Origin of the sequence: uncultured Acetobacteroides sp. (assembly GCF_963667355.2) — a bacterium.
Lineage (GTDB): Bacteria > Bacteroidota > Bacteroidia > Bacteroidales > ZOR0009 > Acetobacteroides.
Genome location: NZ_OY763328.2, coordinates 3,247,925 through 3,267,929 on the forward strand (window position 1 = coordinate 3,247,925; position 20,005 = coordinate 3,267,929).

General features: G+C 46.9%; 19 protein-coding genes. 7 read left to right on the forward strand and 12 right to left on the reverse strand.

The window, feature by feature from the left end:
- The first annotated feature begins 65 nt into the window (after positions 1-65).
- From nfo to ACHZA1_RS13445, 3 genes are all read left to right on the forward strand, one after another.
- Positions 66-905: a deoxyribonuclease IV gene (gene nfo / locus ACHZA1_RS13435; RefSeq protein ID WP_320052374.1), complete on the forward strand. Its 840-nt coding sequence runs from the start codon at positions 66-68 to the stop codon at positions 903-905.
- Positions 906-908: 3 nt separating this feature from the next.
- Positions 909-1,880, forward strand: a complete 972-nt coding sequence (hemH, locus tag ACHZA1_RS13440; protein WP_320052375.1) for a ferrochelatase — start codon at positions 909-911, stop codon at positions 1,878-1,880.
- A 130-nt stretch (positions 1,881-2,010) separates the two neighbouring features.
- Entirely contained in the window at positions 2,011-2,919 is a 909-nt protein-coding gene (locus ACHZA1_RS13445) for a cation diffusion facilitator family transporter (protein WP_320052376.1), read from the forward strand.
- On the opposite strand, the gene ACHZA1_RS13450 is transcribed toward ACHZA1_RS13445, so the two are convergent.
- On the reverse strand, positions 2,916-3,800 hold the full coding sequence (locus ACHZA1_RS13450; RefSeq protein WP_320052377.1) for a pyridoxamine kinase: 885 nt from the start codon (positions 3,798-3,800) through the stop codon (positions 2,916-2,918). The two genes, ACHZA1_RS13445 and ACHZA1_RS13450, sit on opposite strands and share 4 nt — an antisense overlap.
- A gap of 189 nt (positions 3,801-3,989) precedes the next feature.
- Between ACHZA1_RS13450 and ACHZA1_RS13455 the strand changes: the two genes are divergently transcribed.
- The 3 genes from ACHZA1_RS13455 to ACHZA1_RS13465 all read left to right on the forward strand — a co-directional run bounded on the left by ACHZA1_RS13455 (position 3,990) and on the right by ACHZA1_RS13465 (position 7,692).
- Positions 3,990-4,238, forward strand: coding sequence for a DNA-binding protein (locus ACHZA1_RS13455; RefSeq protein ID WP_320052378.1), 249 nt, complete (start codon positions 3,990-3,992; stop codon positions 4,236-4,238).
- Positions 4,239-4,384: 146 nt separating this feature from the next.
- Entirely contained in the window at positions 4,385-5,776 is a 1,392-nt protein-coding gene (locus ACHZA1_RS13460) for a DUF4403 family protein (protein ID WP_320052379.1), read from the forward strand.
- 134 nt (positions 5,777-5,910) lie between these two features.
- On the forward strand, positions 5,911-7,692 hold the full coding sequence (locus tag ACHZA1_RS13465) for a chloride channel protein (RefSeq protein ID WP_320052380.1): 1,782 nt from the start codon (positions 5,911-5,913) through the stop codon (positions 7,690-7,692).
- Positions 7,693-7,737: 45 nt separating this feature from the next.
- Here the strand turns inward: ACHZA1_RS13465 and ACHZA1_RS13470 are convergent, their stop codons facing one another.
- Positions 7,738-8,271: a hypothetical protein gene (locus tag ACHZA1_RS13470; RefSeq protein ID WP_320052381.1), complete on the reverse strand. Its 534-nt coding sequence runs from the start codon at positions 8,269-8,271 to the stop codon at positions 7,738-7,740.
- A 211-nt stretch (positions 8,272-8,482) separates the two neighbouring features.
- On the opposite strand from ACHZA1_RS13470, the gene glyA reads away from it, so the two are divergent.
- Entirely contained in the window at positions 8,483-9,763 is a 1,281-nt protein-coding gene (gene glyA, locus ACHZA1_RS13475; protein ID WP_320052382.1) for a serine hydroxymethyltransferase, read from the forward strand.
- A gap of 367 nt (positions 9,764-10,130) precedes the next feature.
- Here glyA and ACHZA1_RS13480 read toward each other — a convergent pair whose 3' ends face one another.
- The 10 genes from ACHZA1_RS13480 to ACHZA1_RS13525 all read right to left on the reverse strand — a co-directional run bounded on the left by ACHZA1_RS13480 (position 10,131) and on the right by ACHZA1_RS13525 (position 20,001).
- Positions 10,131-11,186, reverse strand: coding sequence for a serine hydrolase (locus ACHZA1_RS13480; RefSeq protein ID WP_320052383.1), 1,056 nt, complete (start codon positions 11,184-11,186; stop codon positions 10,131-10,133).
- A gap of 179 nt (positions 11,187-11,365) precedes the next feature.
- Positions 11,366-11,752 carry a VOC family protein gene (locus tag ACHZA1_RS13485; protein WP_320052384.1) on the reverse strand — a complete coding sequence of 129 codons (387 nt, stop codon included), beginning with the start codon at positions 11,750-11,752 and terminating at the stop codon, positions 11,366-11,368.
- A 24-nt stretch (positions 11,753-11,776) separates the two neighbouring features.
- Positions 11,777-12,331 carry a hypothetical protein gene (locus tag ACHZA1_RS13490; RefSeq protein WP_320052385.1) on the reverse strand — a complete coding sequence of 185 codons (555 nt, stop codon included), beginning with the start codon at positions 12,329-12,331 and terminating at the stop codon, positions 11,777-11,779.
- A 167-nt stretch (positions 12,332-12,498) separates the two neighbouring features.
- Entirely contained in the window at positions 12,499-13,203 is a 705-nt protein-coding gene (locus tag ACHZA1_RS13495; RefSeq protein WP_320052386.1) for a hypothetical protein, read from the reverse strand.
- A gap of 126 nt (positions 13,204-13,329) precedes the next feature.
- On the reverse strand, positions 13,330-13,971 hold the full coding sequence (locus tag ACHZA1_RS13500) for a hypothetical protein (protein WP_320052387.1): 642 nt from the start codon (positions 13,969-13,971) through the stop codon (positions 13,330-13,332).
- A 419-nt stretch (positions 13,972-14,390) separates the two neighbouring features.
- On the reverse strand, positions 14,391-16,073 hold the full coding sequence (locus ACHZA1_RS13505; protein WP_320052388.1) for a hypothetical protein: 1,683 nt from the start codon (positions 16,071-16,073) through the stop codon (positions 14,391-14,393).
- 208 nt (positions 16,074-16,281) lie between these two features.
- The gene (locus ACHZA1_RS13510) at positions 16,282-17,124 is read right to left on the reverse strand and encodes an OmpA family protein (protein ID WP_320052389.1); all 843 of its coding nucleotides are present in this window, start codon (positions 17,122-17,124) and stop codon (positions 16,282-16,284) included.
- A gap of 377 nt (positions 17,125-17,501) precedes the next feature.
- Positions 17,502-18,299 (reverse strand): hypothetical protein, encoded by a 798-nt coding sequence (locus ACHZA1_RS13515; protein WP_320052390.1) that lies wholly within the window; start codon positions 18,297-18,299, stop codon positions 17,502-17,504.
- A 290-nt stretch (positions 18,300-18,589) separates the two neighbouring features.
- Entirely contained in the window at positions 18,590-19,300 is a 711-nt protein-coding gene (locus ACHZA1_RS13520; RefSeq protein ID WP_320052391.1) for an SIMPL domain-containing protein, read from the reverse strand.
- A gap of 164 nt (positions 19,301-19,464) precedes the next feature.
- The gene (locus tag ACHZA1_RS13525) at positions 19,465-20,001 is read right to left on the reverse strand and encodes a hypothetical protein (RefSeq protein WP_320052392.1); all 537 of its coding nucleotides are present in this window, start codon (positions 19,999-20,001) and stop codon (positions 19,465-19,467) included.
- Positions 20,002-20,005: the final 4 nt, after the last annotated feature.

Here is a 20,005-nt window from a genome sequence, read left to right on the forward strand (position 1 = left end):
CAGCACCGCCTTGCGGGTTGGGATGCGCGTCCTGATCGACCGTTACAGCTTAAATGGAACAATCGATGAAGTATTTTGGAGCACATGTTAGCGCATCGGGAGGAGTTGAGAACGCACCTGCCAATGCCAGTAAGATAGGCGCAAAGGCGTTTGCGCTGTTTACGAAGAATCAGCGCCAGTGGAAATCGGCGCCGTTGTCGGCTACCTCCATCAGCAGCTTTAAGGCCAGCTGCGAGAAGTATGGGTACACGCCAGCGCAGATACTTCCCCACGACAGCTACCTGATTAATCTAGGGCATCCCGAGGAGGAGGGGTTGGCCAAGTCGCGCGAGGCCTTCCTCGACGAGATGATGCGCTGCGAGCAGCTGGGGCTCGATAGGCTCAACTTTCACCCAGGAAGCCATCTGGGGAAGATCGATGAGGAGACCTGCCTGCGCACCATTGCCGAGTCTATCAACCTTGCTTTGGATAAAACCCGTGGGGTTGCCGCAGTCATCGAAAATACGGCGGGGCAGGGGTCGAACCTTGGGTTTAGGTTCGAGCAGATTCGGTATATCATCGATCATGTCGAGGATAAAAGCCGTGTAGGCGTGTGCATCGACACCTGCCACGCGTTCTCCGCTGGATACGATTTGTCTACGCAGGAATCTTTCGATAAAGTCTTTGCCGATTTCGAGGCCATCGTTGGCTTTCGCTACCTAAAAGGAATGCACCTTAACGACACCAAGAAGGCGTTGGGCAGCAAGGTGGATAGGCACGAGAATATTGGTTCTGGTATTCTTGGTGTCGATGCCTTTAAGTTTATAGCCAAGGATTCTCGGTTTGATGGTATTCCTCTTATCCTGGAAACTCCCGATGAAAGCCTTTGGGCGCAGGAGATAGCCCAACTCTACAGCTTTGTGTAGCCGATGAGGGGAATAATTCTAGTAAATACGGGAAGTCCAGCATCTCCATTGCCTGGGGATGTTGGTCGTTACCTCTCCGAATTTTTGATGGATGAGCGGATAATCGACATTCCGTTCATCTTTCGCTTCCTCTTGGTGCGAGGTGTAATCGTCCCTTTTCGGAAGTACAAGTCAGCAAAGGCGTATGGCGCTATTTGGACCGACGATGGCTCGCCGCTGCTCGTTAACTCCATCCGGTTAGCCCACAAGGTCGAAGGGTTGTCGGGTGTTGCCGTCGAGGTTGCCATGCGGTATGGTAGTGAAACAGTCGAAAGCGCTCTAGCTAGACTGAAAGCAAGGGTGGCAAACCTATCAGAGGTGGTGGTAGTGCCAATGTTTCCCCACTATGCAATGTCGTCCTACGAAAGTGCTGCGTTGCACGCCAAAAGCGAGCTGCAGCGTCTCGATGGCCGCTTAGCGGTAAAGGTTGCAAAGCCGTTCTACAATCAGCCCGGCTATATTGCTTCGCTGGTTAACCTATTTGCTTCGCTTGACCTATCGCAGTACGACTGGCTGCAGTTTTCCTACCATAGCATCCCAATTCGGCAGCTGCAAAAATCGCTTAGCACTGTTTCGAAGGAGCATGCTTTGGATGTAAACTACCAGCATCAGGTAGAGGAAACATCGAGGCTTGTAGCCCAGCAGCTAGGAATGATGGATAGGTATGGCGTATCTTACCAGTCGGCGATGGGGAAGAGCTGGCTAGGACCTTCAACTAGCGAAGTCTTGACGGATTTGCCCAAGCGAGGGGTCAAAAGAATACTTGTAATTAGTCCTGCCTTTGTTGCCGAAAACCTAGAAACGCTCAAGGATATCAATGTCGAAGCGCGTAAAATATTTATGGATGCAGGTGGAACGGAGTACACCTACGTTTCTTGCTTGAATGATAGTAGCCAGTTTGCTCAATTTATTGTCGATTGGGTTGAATCGGTATAAGATTCGTAAAGCATTTCGGTTGTCGTTATGCGTTGAGAAACAAAAGGAAGCAATGGCTGTTCCTAAATTCGGTATAAATCAGCATTAAGGAGGCGTAGTTGCAGTAACGTTATCTAACTTTCCAGAAAAAATGCACGAGCATTCCAACCATAGCAACCATAGCAAGCATCATCACGCCCATCACCCCCATGGCGCCCTAAAAACAGCGCTGTTTCTTAATGGTGGCTTTGCCATTGTTGAGTTTTTTGGAGGAATATTAACCAACTCAACAGCGATTCTTTCCGATGCCATTCACGATTTGGGCGATGCCGCCGCAATTGGAACGGCCATCTACTTCGAAAAAATATCGCAAAAGCAGCGCGATGGAAAGTATACCTATGGCTATAAGCGATACTCGCCATTGGCAGCTCTTATTAATACGTTGATTTTGCTCGTAGGCTCAACTGCCGTTCTTTTTCAGGCAATTCCCAGGTTGCTTAATCCACAACCGCTTCATACATCAGGAATGATGCTGCTTGCAGTATTCGGGTTGTTGTTTAATGGCATTGCAGTGATTCGCTTGAGGCACAATTCTACTACAATTTCGCAGCGCGCTGTCATGTTACACCTTTTTGAAGATGTTCTTGGTTGGCTTGCCGTGTTATTGGGTAGTGTGCTGATTAAGTTAACGGGATGGACTATTATTGACCCGATATTGTCATTGGGAATCGCTGCATTTATTCTGTACAACGTATTCAAAAATCTGAAGGCTATTTTTTACATCTTCATGCAATCGGCTCCCGATAGCGTTGATGAAAATGAAGTTCGCGAAAAAATCATGTCTTTGCCTCATGTTATAGACGTGCACGATGTTCATCTTTGGTCGATGGATGAAAGCTACCATGTGGCAACCCTGCACGTTGTGGTACCGCAGGGGCTTAGCAGTGAAGATCAGGTTGGATTAAAACAAAGTATAGGCAAGTTCATGGCAGATTTTGATGTCAACCATGTAACCATTGAGGTGGAATTCGATTCAGAGACCTGTCAGAAGTGCAACTAGTTGCTGCTCCAGTTGAGTAGCTGGTAGCTGGTTGGCTGTACCGCTTGGCTTAATGATGGAAGAATACGTTCGAGCAGTATTCCTTCGAGCGGTTTTCCTGGATACCCGAAAGTGGCTCTTACGCCAAGAGACGCAAAGTTTACCGCCCTATCTAGCGCTATAGGTAAGCTATCGCCTTGTAGAATTGAGCCAACAATTACGCTTGCAAATGTATCTCCCGTTCCGGGGAAGGCAGCCGGAAGATAGCTGCAGGATACTTTCCAGAATCGACCATCTTCGCGATTGTAGGCAATTACAGAGGTATGTTGATCGTCCGTTGCAGGGATGCTTGTTATCATTACAATCTTTGGCCCCATTTCAGCGAGACGAAGCAGGTAGCTGCGGATTTGCTCGTGGTTTACCTTGGGAGTATACGGTTCGTTGAGTAGCAGAAACACCTCGGTAAGGTTTGGGGTGATTATATCTGCCTTTTTTACGAGCATCTGCATTTCGGTTACCATATCCTCGCTAATTGGAGTGTAACGTTTTCCGTTATCACCCAATACGGGATCTACAACAACCATCACCTTTTCATCTCTAAAATCATCAATAAACTTTGCTACAATATCAATTTGGGCAGCAGAACCAAGGAACCCGCTATAAATAGCATCGAAGTGAAGTTTGAGCCGCTTCCAATGATCAATTATTGGCTGCATGTTTGGCGTTAAATCTACAAACTCGAAGCCTTCGTATTGGCTATGCGTCGAAAGGATGGCTGTGGGTAAGGGGCAAACCTGAATTCCCATCGACGAAAGTATCGGTATAATAACTGTTAACGACACTCGCCCAAAGCCAGACATGTCGTGTATTGCTGCAACGCGTTTAACAGGATTCGAGAACATACGTATTTAGTATTTCTTTGCAAAGATAGTCGACGTGGGGAGAAGTTGTAACTGCTTGATATAAAATATAAACTTTATTTGTGCTTAAAATAAATACAATAATAAGGTAAATGTTTTTTTTCATTCAAAAAAATGTATAAATTGGAAAGCAGTTAAGAATCCCAATTCCCAAACTAAACAAGCAGGGTTATGAGAACTATTACGTTTAATGAACTCAGAAAAATTAAAGACAGTCTTCCAGAAGGAAGCATTCATCGCATCGCTGAGTCGTTGCATGTAACCGATGAAACAGTTCGCAACTACTTTGGCGGTGCTAACTACCGATCAGGACAAACTGTTGGAATTCACATTGAAAAGGGGCCAGACGGAGGGGTGGTTGAACTTGACGATACCACGATCTTGGATATGGCATTACACATGCTTAGCGAAAAATCTTAGCGTATTTAGAAAAGAGTTCTCATTATAGAAGGCAGTCATCCAACGATGGCTGCTTTTTTTATTAACGCCTTTTAATAAGATAAGGGGCACCCCCTCGTTCCTGTTTGGTTAACTTTGCGGCTTTAACCATTCAAAATATTTAAACCATGCGAGTAAAAAGTTTTTGTAAGCTTTTTTGGGGCTTATCGATGGCTCTTTTTATTCAGGGGTGTTCTTCTACATCTAATATTCCTAAGCCTAATGAGGGATATACAAGTTTCGAATACAAGCCAACCTCATCGGTGGTAAATGTTCCTGTTTCTCTAAGCGAAAAGATGCTCAACGGTAAAATCAATAGTGAGATTAGCGGGCTACTTTTCGAAGACAAGAATATGCAGGACGACAACGTAATGCTTAAGGTCTGGAAAGTTCAGCCTATTGCTGTTCAGATCAATGGGATGAGCATTGACTATCGAATTCCTCTTAAAATTTGGTTGAAAGGCGGAATGACTAAGCTAGGTATTACGGTTGCTAAGGAGGTAGAACTTCAAATAGCCCTAAAGTATCACACTACATTTGGTATATCACCCGATTGGTCTGTTTCTTCAAAGACTGTTTCTTCAGGATTCGAATGGATTAGTAATCCATCGGTTAGCCTTGTCGGGTTTAATGTTCCGGTTAAGTATGTAGCTGATAAAATTGTTGCAGGAATGCAAGGACGGGTTTGCTCGGAAATTGACAACCAGATTAAGGCTCAATTCAACATTAAAGCGCAAATGGCTACAGCGTGGAAGCAAGTTCAGCAACCAATGCTAATTAATAAGGATTACAACCTTTGGCTTAAGCTAACTCCTTCAGAGATTACTGCTACTCCATTTGCCACCCACAACGGTATGATCAGTACAGCAGTAGGCGTTAAGTCTCAAACTGAAGTGCTTGTTTCATCAAAGGCTCCTGCTGTTACACCTGTGGTAAAACTACCGAACTTCCGATTGGTTCAAAAGTCCGATGGCCAGTTTAACTTCAATATCTGGACGGATATTCCTTATGCAGAAGCAGAACAAATGGCTGTTAAGGAGGTAAAAGGAAAGACGTTTAACTCGGGGAGTAAGGCCGTTACCGTAAATAGCCTTCAGATTTATGGAAGCAACGGAAAGGTTGTTGTTGGCGCTAACCTTTCGGGTAGCTTTAATGGTACAGTTTACTTTGTAGGTGTTCCAGTTTACAACAAGGAAAAACAGGCTGTTGAGATTACCGATTTCGATTTCGAAATGCAGACCAAAAACATTCTACTTAAAGGTGCAGCATGGCTCTTCAAGAGTACAATTAAGGAGAAGATCAAGGAAAACATGGTGTTCCCAATTAGCAGCTACCTTAACACTGCTAAGAATACCGCAAATACAAGCCTTAAGAACAACCACTCAGTTCAGAATATTGCCATCAATGGTGTAGTAGACCAAATTGATATCGACAATATTTACCTTGCCGACAAGTCGTTTAAGGTACTTGGAGTTGCAAAGGGGAAACTTAACGTTGCCGTTGAGGGGTTAAACTTCTAACGGAGTATAATCGTATAATTTAAAGAGCCATCTGCCAATGCGGGTGGCTCTTTTGTTTTAGGGACGGTTGATCCCTTTTGGTGTTTGTGGGCAATTTAGAATATCTTACCTTCGTAGGCATACTATTAGAAAAGATGCAGGTAAATCATTTGTCGTATCTGAGATTGTTGATACAGAAGATAAAGCGGTTGCCAAGTCGGCGGTTAACGCTTCTTTTTAGCGTCCTTACTGGTATTATCTGTGGGTTTGCGGCCATAACAATCAAGTGGCTTATCCATTTTGTGAAGCTTAACCTTACAGGATGGCTACCAACCGATAGCGGAAGCATTCTTTTGTTTGCCTATCCTATGATAGGTGTTCTTTTATCCATTATTTTTCTTCGTCTTTTTGTAAGGGATGACATTAGCCACGGCGTTACAAAGGTGCTTTATGCCATGTCGCGTAAAGAGTCGAGGCTAAAGGCGCATAACATGTACACGTCGATGTTGGCAACTTCGCTTACAATTGGGCTCGGAGGTTCTGTTGGCGCAGAAGGGCCAATCGTAATGACTGGTTCAGCTATAGGTTCGAATATAGGTCAATTCTTTAGGGTAGATGCGCGGATGGTTATGCTGCTTTTAGGGGCTGGTGCGTCTGGAGCTATTGCTGGTGCCTTTGGTGCTCCTCTTGCAGGGGTGATCTTCACCCTTGAGGTCTTGATGCTCGATCTTACCATGTCGGCAGTGGTTCCGCTGCTGCTTTCTACGGTTTGTGCGGTGAGCATTACCTACCTATTTGTGGGTTCATCCATTATTTTCCCGGAGCGGTATATCCTTAACTTTTCGGTGTATAATATACCTTACTATATCATCTTAGGTATTATTTGTGGGGCCGCTTCGCTTTACTTTACTTGGGCTTCCATTACCATTGAGGGCTTTTTTAGGCGACAGAAGAGTCTTGTTTCGCGGTTCCTAATTGGAGGAGTGCTCTTAGGTTTGCTAATTATGCTTTTCCCTTCGTTGTACGGAGAGGGATACGAGGCTATTGGGAAACTTTTGACGCTGAAGACTGATGTGCTTTTCGAGCATACTCTATATTACAATTTGAATGGAGAAGTTTGGGCGCTACTTCTTATCCCATTGTTAATCATCTTTTTTAAAGTTCCTGCAATGGCTTGTACGTTTGGAGCAGGTGGAGTAGGGGGAATTTTCGCCCCAAGTCTTTTTGTTGGGGGGATGGTTGGTTTCTTTGTGGCCACGTCTATAAATGTTCTTTTTGGGATGAGCTTACCTGTTGGCAATTTTACGTTGGTTGGTATGGCTGGTGTGCTTGCCGGGGTAATGCACGCCCCTCTTACGGGAGTCTTTCTTATTGCCGAAATTACAGGAGGGTACCAGCTGTTTATTCCGCTAATGCTGGTGTCGGTTCTTTCCTACATAACTGTATTTAGCCGTAATCGTCACTCGCTTTACACGCTGCGTTTGGCGCAGTCGGGAGACTTGATAACCCACCATAAGGACAAGGCGGCTATAACCACAATGTCGCTCGACGAGGTCGTTGAGGCTGACTTTATACCTGTAGCGCTTAATGCAACTCTTGGCGAACTGGTTAAGGCTGTTGCTAAGTCGAAGCGCAACATTTTTCCGGTTGTCGATTGGGGTGGTTGCCTTAAGGGGGTTGTTCTGCTTGATGACATTCGCCATATAATGTTCGACCAGTCGAGGTACGATGAGGTGTTGGTGAGCGATCTTCTTATATTGCCCCCCGATCAGGTGGTGGTGGGTAGCACCATGGAGGAGGTGTTTGCAATGTTTGAGGAGTCGGGGGCCTGGAACTTACCAGTTGTGGATAGTAATGGTGTGTATGTTGGGTTTGTCTCGCGATCGCGGATTCTCTCAATCTATAGGGAGAAACTGGTAGATCTCTGTAACGATTAGCACCGTATTTCGGTAACCTTTATGCTTCTACTTTGGGTATCTCCATTAGAGACGGTAGTAGAAACTGAATCCTAGGCTAGGAAACGATGCCTTTCCCAAGTTCGAAGTAATCCCCCAATACGATGAATCTTTTATTCGTTTATTGCTACCAACCTGTATAGTGTAGCCGAGGTATACCTCCACACCCCAATTGTACGATAGGTTAAGCTGACGTCCCAGCTGCAAGTTCAGCAGCGAGTGTAGTTCCTCTTCTTCCTGCGAGTCTTCATTCAAGAAACATACACCTACGCGTGAAAACCATGGTTTTTGTGGCGATAGCTCGGAAGTTCCAGCGATATGAAATTGCCCTGCTATCGTTACCGTTTGGATTTGATTGCCAAAGATTCGAAACCAACCGTACGAGGCGCCAAGCTGTACTTGCCCTTGCTGGTAGTGGATACCTACATTGCTCATCTCTGGAACTCCAAAGCCAGCAGTAATCAAAAAATTACGTTGTCCTTTTGCTGGGTTATTAGGATATACCGCTATGGTTGTAAATAGCATTGCTATTACAGCCCATTTTTGTACGATGTGCAGCATGCTTCTTCTTTTAGTGGAGTAAAGGGTTTCTACTAATGGAATAAATGTATTTTATATACGAATTGTGATTTTTATAGTTTTAATTGGATTGGTTCTTTCGCATTATTCTACGCTGTTATGAGCGAAATTTTTTGTAAAATTCATTAACCCATTTCCATTTTTGATAGGGTAATTTCTTTACCTTTAGCCCGCAAACTTAAAAAAACGTATTATGGTTCGCGATACACAGATATTCGATCTAATTGCGAAGGAGCGTGAACGCCAAACTCATGGCGTAGAGCTCATCGCTTCAGAAAATTTCGTTTCAGAACAGGTAATGCAGGCAATGGGTTCTGTGCTTACCAATAAATATGCCGAAGGTTATCCAGGTGCTCGTTACTATGGCGGGTGTCAGGTAGTAGACATCGTGGAGCAGCTTGCTATCGATCGTCTTAAAGAACTTTACGGTGCAGAATATGCTAACGTTCAGCCACACTCGGGAGCGCAGGCAAACATGGCCGTGTTTATGGCTTGCCTAAAGCCTGGCGATACATTTATGGGGCTCGACCTTGCGCATGGTGGTCACCTTTCTCATGGCTCTCCAGTAAACATATCGGGTACGCTTTACAACCCTATTGGGTATAAGGTAAACGAAGAGGATGGCCGCGTAAACTACGACAATATGGAGCAAATGGCCATCGAGCATAAGCCTAAGCTTATCGTTGGTGGTGCTTCTGCCTACTCGCGCGAATGGGACTACAAGCGTATGCGCGAAATTGCGGATAAGATTGGCGCTATCTTTATGGTAGATATGGCTCACCCTGCTGGTCTTATTGCTGCTGGGCTGCTTGAGAATCCCGTAAAGTATGCGCACATTGTAACGTCAACCACCCACAAAACGCTTCGTGGACCACGTGGTGGCATTATCCTTATGGGTAAGGACTTCGAAAATCCTTTCGGGATAAAGACTCCTAAGGGTGAAGTAAAGATGATGTCGGCGGTGCTTAACAGCTCTGTTTTCCCTGGAATTCAGGGAGGACCACTTGAGCATGTTATCGCGTCTAAGGCTGTTGCTTTTGGCGAAGCTTTAACTCCAGAGTATAAGGTATACCAAGCGCAGGTTAAGAAGAACGCTGCTGCTCTTGCAAAGACTTTTGTTGACATGGGCTACAAGGTTATATCTAATGGTACTGAAAATCACCTTATGCTGATTGACCTTCGAACCAAGTATCCTACCATTACGGGTAAGCAGGTGGAAAATACGTTGGTTAAGGCTGATATTACCATTAACAAGAATATGGTTCCTTACGATTCTCGCTCTCCATTTACCACTTCGGGTATTCGTGTTGGCGCTCCTGCCATTACAACCCGTGGTCTCAAGGAGGATCAGATGCCGCTAATCGTAGAGTATATCGATACAGTTATTGCTAACATCGAGAATGAGGCAAAGATTGCGTCTGTTCGCGCAGAGGTTAATAAGATGATGAAAGATCTACCGCTGTTTGCTTGGTAGTGTTTAAATACAAGTCGTAAATTTTTTTTAAGGGTAGCCTACAAAAGGTTACCCTTTTTTGTGTTTCACAGGTAGCACCTGCTGGCTTGCTTGAGGTAGCCTTACTGGTTCGGCAGGCGATTGCTTTACGCCCATATCCCTCGGCTTGGGGAATAGGCAAGGATGCTTATGGTCTATCATGCCGCACTTATAGGCGTTGGCTTCAGGCAACGGATGATGAGTAGACAAATTTTTTGGCTTCAGCCTAAGAGTTGCACGCTGTACGATGGTGCTAAAACTTCTACCCTGCTAATCATCTGTAATTTGTTTGTTAATGCGGGTGGTAGCGTTGAATTTCAAAATAGCGTTACATCGCTTGGCCTTACTTTTACTTCGGGTTGTACAGCGGGATTATCTTATTGGCGATTATGCTCATTGTGCTGCTCCATTGCTGGATGGCTACGGTGGACGAAACGTTGGCCCAGCTGTTGGTGGCAACCACAATAAGGTTCGCATCGGGGACTACGACGATGAATTGTCCGCCATAGCCATTTGCAAAGAAGTAATCGTGCGATGATAGGCTGCCTACCCAGAAAAAGTAGCCGTAATTGGGCCCATAAGGTTGAGCATTGTTGGTTGTTATCTTTGCTGTTGTTGCCTTAGCTACCCAACTTTCCGAAACTACCTGGGTATTGCCGTAGCTACCTTTGTTTAGGTACAGTTTTCCGATGGCTAGCATGTCGTAGGGCGTGAGCTCTAGCCCTGCACCTCCGTTATTTATCCCTCGCTTATCTACTAGCCAATTTCTATCGCCTATACCAAGTGGTGTAAAAAGGTATTTCTTCGCAAACTGGTAGGTTGACATCCCCGTTGCTTGAACTAGCACGGCTGAGGTGAGGTGTGCGATGCCCGAGTCGTAGTAAAAGCTTTGCCCAGGTTTGGTAATAAACGGCTGGTTTAGTGTAAAGGCTAGCTGGTCGGGAGCATTGAACCAGTCTAGGTACCTTGTTGTACTGGTAAGCTCGTCGCTGAACATTCCAGCGCTCATTGTCAGCAGGTGGTAGAGCTTTATGTTGGCCTTGGCGGTGTCTGTGATGGGTAGATAGGCTTTTAGGTAGTCGCCAATGGGCACTTGCTCCGATTGGATGTAGCCTTTGTCTATCGCTATTCCAACTAGCGTCGCCATTACGCTTTTGGTAACCGAGCGAACGTCGTGCGGGGTGTTGGCTACGTTCGATTGGTAGTACTTCTCCTTTACTATTTTCCCATCCTTATACACTATCAGGCATCGCAGGTTGGGATTGCTGGCAGCAGCATCGAATATATCGTCGAGCTCGGTAGGGGTGGGGGTGGGATCCTGCTTATTCGCATTATCCTTTCGGCATGCTGCGAATGCCACGACGATGAGCAGGAATACGTAGAGCAGGAACGATTTTGCTTTCATGGGGTTGCCGTTTTTCAGACCGCTATGCTGCTCGGCATGCAAAGCCGTAGCGCCGCTTACACTTTCTGTAAACGTTGTTGCCCCTTGTTTTGTTACGGGTAAGGGGGCGGAGGTGCTGCTACCTGTTTGCAGCACACCTGCTGGCGCCATGGCGGGCTGCGGATGGGCGTGCTTTGGGGTTACCGGGCTGCGGTTAACTCGATACGGTTGCCGTCGGGGTCGAGCACCACGCTCTCGTAGTAGCCATCTCCGGTTGTTCGGGGATAGCTGGCTACGGTGACGCCTGCTTCCTCCATCTTTTGGGTGAGGAGGTCTACCTGTTGGGCGGTTCCTACGGTAACGGCAAAATGGGCTAGTCCTATGGACTCCTTACCCACCACTTCGGTGACATCTACCCGTTGCATGATCTCAATACGTGCCCCACTGCCGAAGGTGAGAAAGTAGGACGAGAACTGCTTTTGGCGGTTGTCGTATCGGGCTGATGCCTTGCAGCCAAAATGTGTCGAGTAGAAATTTTTCATCCGCTCTATGTCGGTGGTCCAAATGGCGATGTGGTCGATATGCATGTTGCTGCTATTGGTGTTGATTGATTATTGTCGGTTGCAAGTTGGCGCTTTAGCCTGTATGCTTTGCTGTATGCGTTTGCATAGGCGCTTGGCAAATTCCGGTTCGGCGTAAATTAAATGCTCTCCCTCCTTTACAATTTCGGGGACGATTCCCATCTGGCGAAACCAATCCTGTTGAGGCTTATGCTCGTCCTTTTCGCCATAGAAGAGGGCTATGCTGCTGATGGGGGAGGTGTTTTCGAAGCGCAGCCTTGTTGACGAAACGCAGTACATAGAATCTACTCGTTGGGTTTTGAGCCCAAACCTCCAGGCTATTGTTCCGCCAATGCTAAAGGCTAGTACTGCCACATGCTCCGGCTCTAGCTTGGTTAGCTTTTCGACGGCTCTTTCGATACCTCCGCTTACGAACTGGTGATGGAGATGCTCTTCGGTGTACACCGATTTTCGCACATCGCCCAGCTCGCAGCAGTCGTAGTACTTTACCTCGAAACAACTATTCAGCTCTGCCAGGTAGAGGTCAACCCACTGCGATTTGTTGACACCCCATAGGTCAGAAAGAATAATTAAACGTCTTCTCATGGTATATTTTCTGTGGTTCTACTTATTCTCCGTGTTGCGGCTCGGCTCTTTTACCCTCGCAACTCGACTGCGCTTTTGTTATTTTTAGGCTTTGGCTTATAGCCTATGACAGGGGCTTTGGCTGCTTAAAAGCGTCGAGGAAGTTCTGCTCGGTAGCGGGCGGTGGCCTATAGCTTTGCCCTTATGGCTGCCTTCAGCTGGTATGCCTCTATGATAGTTGTGTCGAAGTATAGCTTTAGGATGTCGTTGAGGTTGCTGTACGTCTTTGGGGCAAACGCTCCGTTCTTAGAGAAGTATACCCCGTTGGAGTAGTAAACGGAGTGGATGGCCCTGGAATAGCGGGAGCTAAATACGAGGATGGTGTTGCTGACGATGCCTTCTTTGGGCTTATGCTTGGGCTTTATGGTTAGCTCCTGAACTTTTTCGAATGTGCTTGCAAGTATTTTCGTAAGGTACTCGGAGCCTACACTCGTGTTATGGTCGAACAGGCTTATACCTTCTATTCCTGAATTCTTGAAGTAGCATTCCAACGAGTAGCTGTGGCAGTTTTGTGCTCCAATTTCGAAGAACGAGAGGTAGCGCTCCTTCTCTTGGTCGGTTGGCACGTAGGTGCTGTCGAGCCTGTTGCTCTTTAGGTAGTATTGCAGATCGAAGGTGTGTGGCGTTACCAGGTTGCACGTTACAACGGTATCATTAAACCATCTGCATCTCTGGTTGTAGTAGTGCTGGCTGGTGCTGAAGGTGTCGATTTTGGTGTAGATATCCTCGAAGCGTAGCTTTGGTGGGCGGTTTTGAGCCTGCACCCATAAGCTTACGCCTATAAGTAGCAGGATGGCTATTGATGTTTTCCTTACTATTCCCTGTAGCTTCATGGTAAAATTTTCTAGTATATGTTGGTCAGGTAATGTCAAAGCACTTGCTCAACTTCTCCCAGTAGTTGTTTATCCGCTGCGATTTGTTGAATCCCCATAGGTTGGAACGTATAACGAGTCGTTTCTTCATCCTATTTTGCCTATCCCATTCCTTTTCAATGTCCAGATCATGGTTGCCTTGGTGAGCCAGTACTGCGCCGCTACCAGCATGATGCCGCCAGCTACAATTATGGCGTACAGCATTGCGGGGGTGATGTCGAACGGCAGGCGGAGCATGTGCTTTAGGTCGGCCGGTGTCGATTGGCTCATCAAAGCAAAGATAGCCGATGTTAGGCCAACTGCTGCAATTACGGCCGAGGTAAATGCCGATACCTTTCGGATTTCTGCCCGTAAGCGGCTCGTGTCGCCCGTTGCGAGCAGCCTTTGACTCCAGTAGTAGCCGGCGGTGGCGCCTAGCGCCGGATGGAAGATGGGTACGCCCATGAAGAACCCGAACATGCAGCAGGTGTAGAACAGGTAGATGAGCATCAGCGTAGGCTTTGATATGCGGTAGACGTCAACCCCTCGAATGCGCTCTACTAGCGCGTTAACCATCATTCCTATCGCTGCGCCCGAGAGCGCTGCCCCTGCAATTGCCAAACCGCTTTGGGTGAATAGCAGCGATATCCACCAGGCGCCTAGAAAGCAGCTGGTGGGCACTACCAGCTTCACGATAAAACCAAAGAGTAGCCTGTCGAACATGGCCGTGTACTCGTTGCTGTTGCTCATTCTTTTCCTCCCTTATACTTTTAATTGCCCACTTGGGCGGGTGCCATTCTAGGTTGTCGCTGTGGTGCGGGTACCTCTCCGTGCGAGGCTGCTGGTAAGAGGGCTTTCTCCTTTAACTGCTAGGTGCTAATGGAGGTGGAGAGCCCTTTATCCAACACCTGCAAGGTGAGCCTATCGGCTGCTGTTGGCTGCTCCTTTGCCTGATGGCTTGGTGAGGCAGCATTGCGCCACTACCAGTATGATGCCTCCACTTGCTATTGTGGGATACGGTATTTTTCGATTAATGTCGAAGGGTAGCAGAAGTCTGTTCGTTAAGTTGTTTGGCGTCGATTGGTCTGCTAGGGTAAAGGTTGCTGCAAACTGGACTATTGCTTCTTTTACTTTTGCTATACGTCATGACATCTTCATGAAAAAATCATCTATTGGGCCTTTACAATCCGTAGGTTTCCTTTTTTGTCGGCTTTTTCCACCTTCCAACCTTGGTTTAGCTCTATGGTGTAGTACTCTCCTACAATAGTGTTTCCTTTTATTTCTGTAGGAAGTGGAAAGGTAAACCAAGTGTTTTTACCGTTACGCTTTTTCAAGATTCCAGAAACGCCAAGTGCCGCTTTACCCTCAGCTGTAGAAAAGTTGCCAAAGTTTTTCCCTTGTCGATCTTTACCTTTGATGTTTGAGTACACCATTCCTTTTTCTTTAAGAGATAGTGTTCCATTCATGTCGTAGCTTTGTGCGAATAGGCTATCGGCTAGCAACACCGATAGCGTAGGCTTCTTGAAGAACATTTCGGTATAGTAGGCAATATTCTTCTCATTTACCTTCTTTCTTTCTGCTTCTTGCTTATGGATGCTGTCGTAACTGTTTCTTTTTCTTGCATTTTTCAGCTCATTGGCGGTAAAGTTCAGCGCTTTGCCTAGGCATTGCTTCTCGTAGATGTCTAGAAAGTTGTACACGTGATCTAGCCCCTGGCGCCATTGGATATTTAGGTGGTCAAAGAGCAATCCATAGGCAAAGCCGGTGGCATAGGGGAATGGACGGGTGTAGGTGTCAGCAACTTCTCGTTCGTCTATCTCTTTTATTGCTTCCTTATATTTGTTGGGGTAGGTAGATAGAATGTAGCCGGTATAGTTGGCCGTTCCCTCTAGCGTTTCTATCTCGAGTTCTTCCTTCAGAAAGGCGCTATACTTATCCTGGCGTAGTTTCCTAAAAGTAATGGCATCGTGCAGGTAGCTTTCAACAACACTCTTTTCCTTTTGCTCATTTGCCGATTTGAGGGCGTTTCGTAGCGCCTGGAATTCTAGCCGTAGCCACTCTCTTGCATCGTAGCTGTCTAGGTAATCAATCTGGTTGCCGTAGAGCTTTATGTGCTTAGCCTGTAAAATGTGGAAAAGTTCATGGATAATTGTTCCGCTATTGTTGTTTAGGTAGTTATACAGAATGGTGGCAAATTTCTCTCCTTCGTATTCCTGTACGGTGTTTGTTTGGCTTAGCTCGTTGGGTTCAATTTTTTTGTAGTATAGAACAGAATCGGTGGTGCTGCTTCCCTTTAGGGGGTAGAGCGAGTAGATATCGCCATTGCGGCCTAGGATAATTGATTTGTCTGTCCATATGTTTTCTCCCCACAGCCTTCCGTCATCCTTGTTCAGGATAGCCTTTGCCTTTAACAGTTCGTCTTTAGCCTTTTCCTTGATTCGTTGGGGAAGTGTCTCCTCATTATGCTTAACCTTATCTAGGATAGATTTCCATTCGTGACAGGCATGGAGGCATATCAGGTCGCTGTCGCCAGCTATATGCTGGTAGTTGGTATATAATCGTTTATCGGCAAGTACGCCTAATGCTTTTATGGCATTTGTGGTATCTTGGTTTAATGCGTATATGCAGGCTCCGTTGTAAAGGCTTGTGGACGAAATTTCGTATCCGCAGCTGTCTATAACTCTGCTGAATTGAATTGCTGCTGATTTATAGTCTTTGGCCTTGTAGTATTTTATTGCATTTGTATAAGTTGCATTTGTATCAAAAGTTTGCGCATGCAAGATAGGTGATGTAAGTAACAGCAAAAATAGGCTTGCTGTATTCCTCAAAATGTTAGATTGTTTGTAGCTCATTTATGGTTTCTTTTTTTTGTATTATTTTTTCGTGGTGAAGCAAACGGTGATCTCCAAATATACTCTTTCCGTTTATTCCGTACAGCTGTTTGTACAGCCTTTTACCCGGTAGCCTGCGAGGGTAACCTATCGGCTGCTGTTGGCGACTCTTTTACCTGGTGGTCTGGCCTACTGCCTTGCCGCTGTGGGGCGGCCGCTTGGGCGGGTGTTACCGCTTTACGATCTCTACCCGGCGGTTCTTGGCCCTACCTTCAGCGGTTCGGTTGTCGGCAACGGGCTTCTCGGCACCCCAACCCGCCGTGGAGAGCCGCTGCTTGCCGATGCCCTTGCCCGTTAGGGCGCTTGCAACGGCGTTGGCCCGCTGCTCGGAGAGCTGCTTGTTCTTGGCCGCATCGCCAACATTGTCGGTATGCCCCTCAATGCTCACCTTGAGCGCTGGGTTCTCCGACAGGAGGCGCTCCAGCTCGGCGATGATGGGCTGCGATTCGGGCTTGATGGTCGACTTTCCGTTGTCGAAGAGAATGTCGAGGGCGATGTACCCATCAGCATTCAGCGCCGCTAGGATGTCGGTTGCCCGGATGACCTGCACCATGGCCTCCTTCTCGACAATGGTTAGCTGGTACTCCGGCGCGCTGGCTTCAACCTTTATCCAGGTCTCGTTGGTGCCGTTGGCTATCTTGGCGCAGATAAAGCTGTAGCTGTTTCCGCTCTCAACCACCTTGCCGACGATGGTGGCGTGGATGCTTTTGAGCGCATTCTCGAAGTTTCGGAATATCTGTAGGTCCGAGACCTCGCTAGCCCCCTCGTCGAGCAGGTAGGTGTAGTGGTAGAATTTACCCTCCACCGTTGTTCGCTTCGCGCTCTCTTCGGTGCTATTCTCCACGGTGAAGCTGTAGGCGTCGAACTCCTTGAGGTCGCACTCCGATAGGTGGAAGTGGGGCATACGGTTGAACATCGGATGGTCCTTGCAGCCTTCGGCATCCTCGCCTTGCGCTGCGGCAAGCGTTACCCCAATCAGGCAGTAGCTCAGCAGTAGTAGTATCCTCTTCATGTTTCAAGTCGCTTTATATGGTACTTCGGCGGACAGCCCACTCCTTGGCCTTGAGCCTGGCGCAGGCGTTACGGCGTGCCCATCCGTTATTTTATCCCTATAAATTTCGGCAATACAATCGTATAGCGCAAGAGGGCGGCTCCTCTTTTGTGCCGTTGCCCTCCGATGGGGCGCCCGTGCATCATGGCCGATGCGCCTGCTGGCGCGCTTCCCTTGGTTGCGGTACCGCAGCCTTGGCTGTTGCTCGTACTGCCGCTGCTCCAATGCCGGGTTGGCTGGCCTCACCTCCAGCTCGCAAACGCGCATCGCCGTGCTGCGGATAGGAGGTGGTGGCTGGTTTGCCTTTACACCTCTACTGCCACCCCTGTTCGTGCAGCCTACTCGTTCGGCAGCTGGGCCATCGAAATTTGGTACCTCAAGCTGGCGATGATCTCCTTGGGTATGGTGGCGTAGATGTCGTAGGTGCTGTAGTCGATGGGCCTTGTTAGCACCAGGTGGTTGTCCTTCACCTCGTAGGTGTAGCTGTAGCTCACGTTCTTGGTAAATACGTTGTACGACAGGTTGAGCGTCTCCCCGTTGGTGGAGTAGCTTCCCGTGAAGTCGGTGCAAACGTCAATGTCCATCAGGGATCCCCTAATCTTCCCGTTGCTGGTAAAGGTGATCTTCTGAATGGGAGCCTTGGTGAAGAACATGGCATCAACAATGGGGTACTCCACCCCCTTCTTTATGCTAACGGTTGGCGCGCTTAGGCTTACGTCAACCTCGATGCTTTCGGTTTTGGAGGTGGCGGTTCCTTTGGCGGTAAAGGTGCCTTTAGCCAGGTCTACGCTAAAGCCGCTGGTGAGCACGTAGCTCTTTTCGTTTTGTACAATAGCTACGGCATTGCTGTAGAAGGTAAAGTTGATGCTCTTGCCGTATAGCCTTTTATCGCCAAGCGAGTTGTCGATGATGAATCGGTTGTCGCTAAAGTCTACCAGGTTTCCGTTTACCCTTACCTCCCCCTTCCATGGGTTGCCGAAGAGGCTAACGAAGCTGTAGTCGCGGGTAAGCGTAACCAGAAAGCTATGCTCCTGGGGTTGCCATGTGGCCAGCAGGTTGCTGGGGTAGGTGGTCTCCTTGTCGCATCCCGAGAGCAGGAGCGTAAGGCATGCGGTAATCAGCAGCAATCTTTTCATACTATTGGGTGTTAGACTGATTCGTACTTATGGGTTTTGTGCGGATGGGGTTGGGGGGCAGAACTAGCACCTGTTTGATGCTGTTCTAGCTCTTCTGTAGTCACCACATCCTTCTTGCAATGCGTTGGCACTGCCTATGCTTTTGCTTTATGTGGCGGTTGCCCTCTATGCCGCTCCAGTGCACTTGGCTGGTAGAGCGGATAGCTTTGGGTATTCCGCTTTGTTTGTATTCTGGCTTTGTCTTTTTTGTCTCCCTTTTTTGCTTTATAGCGATGATTGCGGCTTGCCCCTTATTTCAGATCAAACCTTACGAATACGCTATACTCCAACTTTATCTTTTCAAATTCAATATTCTGCTCCGATTTGTCAGAAACCGACATAACTGAGTTGGCGTAGCCTCTCACTACAATACCGGGGACTCTTCCTTGTAGTGCATTGTATGCGTCATTCTCGACTTCCCTTACGAATAAGGCTCTGCCGATATTCTGGCCTATAGCTTCGGTAAGCGCCTTCGCTTTTTCCTGAGCGGCTTTTATTGCTTGTAGCTTCACCTCTTTTCTGTAGTCTACAATTTTGCTGCTTTCAACTCGGTCTATCGATACGTTGGAAATACCTATGCTTTGAAGCTCTACGAAAGCTTTACCTGCCGAAGTGCCATCATGAACGAGCAGCTGGTACTCCTTACTAAGGATAATGTCCGATTTAGCAAGCCAGTAACTTTTAAAGTTGCTGGCAACGTCTTTAATAGCTAGATCCTTCTTTGTGTCTATTCCTATTTCCTGCAGCTTTGCAACCATCGAGGTCTCAATCTCAGCGAGACTTTTGCCTTTAATGTCCTTTTCGTTTACTACAATTTTTATGTAGATCTTATCGGGAGCGATTTCCATCTCCGACTTTCCGGTTACCTCTATGTAGTTTTGGTCTATGAAGTTTTTCTCGCCCTGTTGCCCAAATGCAGTGGTGGAAAGTAGTAGCGCCAAAATGGCTAGTGCTTTTTTCATTGTGAATGATGTTTTATCCGTTGCTTTCAATGATCTTAATTACTGGTGCTAATATTTTATTTTTCTCGCTTCCGGCTACTACTCATAGGTTGTAGCCCTCGATTGCTCAAAATTGTTGTATGGGTATTTCGCCTAGCTAGGGGATGCTGCAAGTTGTGCTTTCTTTACTTTAACTTCCAATCTGAAAGTACGAGTGTTGTTATTACATCGTTCCACATCTCGAAGCTGGTAAGCTTTGCTTTTACTGGCAGCACATCGGTGCTAATCCACTTGTCGTGTCCAACAATAAACATCATGGCTTTATATTCTAGCACCTTATTAAATGGATTGTTGATTTCTAGCATCATGTGCTCACTTATCCGATCCTTTACCTCTTGTGATAGTTCAATGGTAATGGTTTTCTCAGGGTTAAGGTTCTCTTTTACAACCTTCATTGAGGTGATCGTGCTTGTGTCGCTTTCAACCTCAACGAATATCTTTTCTCCCGGATAGATTTGAAGGATATTATCCTTTACAAAAAAAGGTGATCGGTTAACTTTTTGCTCGTAGAACTGCTTGCTGTTTACAGGCAGCTTGAGCACATACTCTTCTCGATAGGGTCTTTCGTTCTGCGAGTAGGACCAGAGGTATGCTACACACAGTAGAAATGATAGAAGTATTTTTTTGGGCATGTTGAAAGTCCTTTCTTGCTGATTCTTCATTACA

Excerpts from the sequence above, each read along its gene's own strand:
- hemH (WP_320052375.1), top strand. The coding sequence starts at position 909 with ATGAGGGGAATAATTCTAGTAAATACGGGAAGTCCAGCATCTCCATTG.
- ACHZA1_RS13485 (WP_320052384.1), bottom strand. The coding sequence starts at position 11,752 with ATGCATATCGACCACATCGCCATTTGGACCACCGACATAGAGCGGATG.
- ACHZA1_RS13470 (WP_320052381.1), bottom strand. The coding sequence starts at position 8,271 with ATGCTGCACATCGTACAAAAATGGGCTGTAATAGCAATGCTATTTACA.
- ACHZA1_RS13510 (WP_320052389.1), bottom strand. The coding sequence starts at position 17,124 with ATGAAGAGGATACTACTACTGCTGAGCTACTGCCTGATTGGGGTAACG.
- ACHZA1_RS13445 (WP_320052376.1), top strand. The coding sequence starts at position 2,011 with ATGCACGAGCATTCCAACCATAGCAACCATAGCAAGCATCATCACGCC.
- ACHZA1_RS13500 (WP_320052387.1), bottom strand. The coding sequence starts at position 13,971 with ATGAGCAACAGCAACGAGTACACGGCCATGTTCGACAGGCTACTCTTT.
- ACHZA1_RS13460 (WP_320052379.1), top strand. The coding sequence starts at position 4,385 with ATGCGAGTAAAAAGTTTTTGTAAGCTTTTTTGGGGCTTATCGATGGCT.
- ACHZA1_RS13525 (WP_320052392.1), bottom strand. The coding sequence starts at position 20,001 with ATGAAGAATCAGCAAGAAAGGACTTTCAACATGCCCAAAAAAATACTT.
- ACHZA1_RS13520 (WP_320052391.1), bottom strand. The coding sequence starts at position 19,300 with ATGAAAAAAGCACTAGCCATTTTGGCGCTACTACTTTCCACCACTGCA.
- ACHZA1_RS13450 (WP_320052377.1), bottom strand. The coding sequence starts at position 3,800 with ATGTTCTCGAATCCTGTTAAACGCGTTGCAGCAATACACGACATGTCT.
- ACHZA1_RS13505 (WP_320052388.1), bottom strand. The coding sequence starts at position 16,073 with ATGAGCTACAAACAATCTAACATTTTGAGGAATACAGCAAGCCTATTT.
- nfo (WP_320052374.1), top strand. The coding sequence starts at position 66 with ATGAAGTATTTTGGAGCACATGTTAGCGCATCGGGAGGAGTTGAGAAC.
- ACHZA1_RS13480 (WP_320052383.1), bottom strand. The coding sequence starts at position 11,186 with ATGAAAGCAAAATCGTTCCTGCTCTACGTATTCCTGCTCATCGTCGTG.
- ACHZA1_RS13515 (WP_320052390.1), bottom strand. The coding sequence starts at position 18,299 with ATGAAAAGATTGCTGCTGATTACCGCATGCCTTACGCTCCTGCTCTCG.
- ACHZA1_RS13490 (WP_320052385.1), bottom strand. The coding sequence starts at position 12,331 with ATGAGAAGACGTTTAATTATTCTTTCTGACCTATGGGGTGTCAACAAA.
- ACHZA1_RS13465 (WP_320052380.1), top strand. The coding sequence starts at position 5,911 with ATGCAGGTAAATCATTTGTCGTATCTGAGATTGTTGATACAGAAGATA.
- glyA (WP_320052382.1), top strand. The coding sequence starts at position 8,483 with ATGGTTCGCGATACACAGATATTCGATCTAATTGCGAAGGAGCGTGAA.
- ACHZA1_RS13455 (WP_320052378.1), top strand. The coding sequence starts at position 3,990 with ATGAGAACTATTACGTTTAATGAACTCAGAAAAATTAAAGACAGTCTT.
- ACHZA1_RS13495 (WP_320052386.1), bottom strand. The coding sequence starts at position 13,203 with ATGAAGCTACAGGGAATAGTAAGGAAAACATCAATAGCCATCCTGCTA.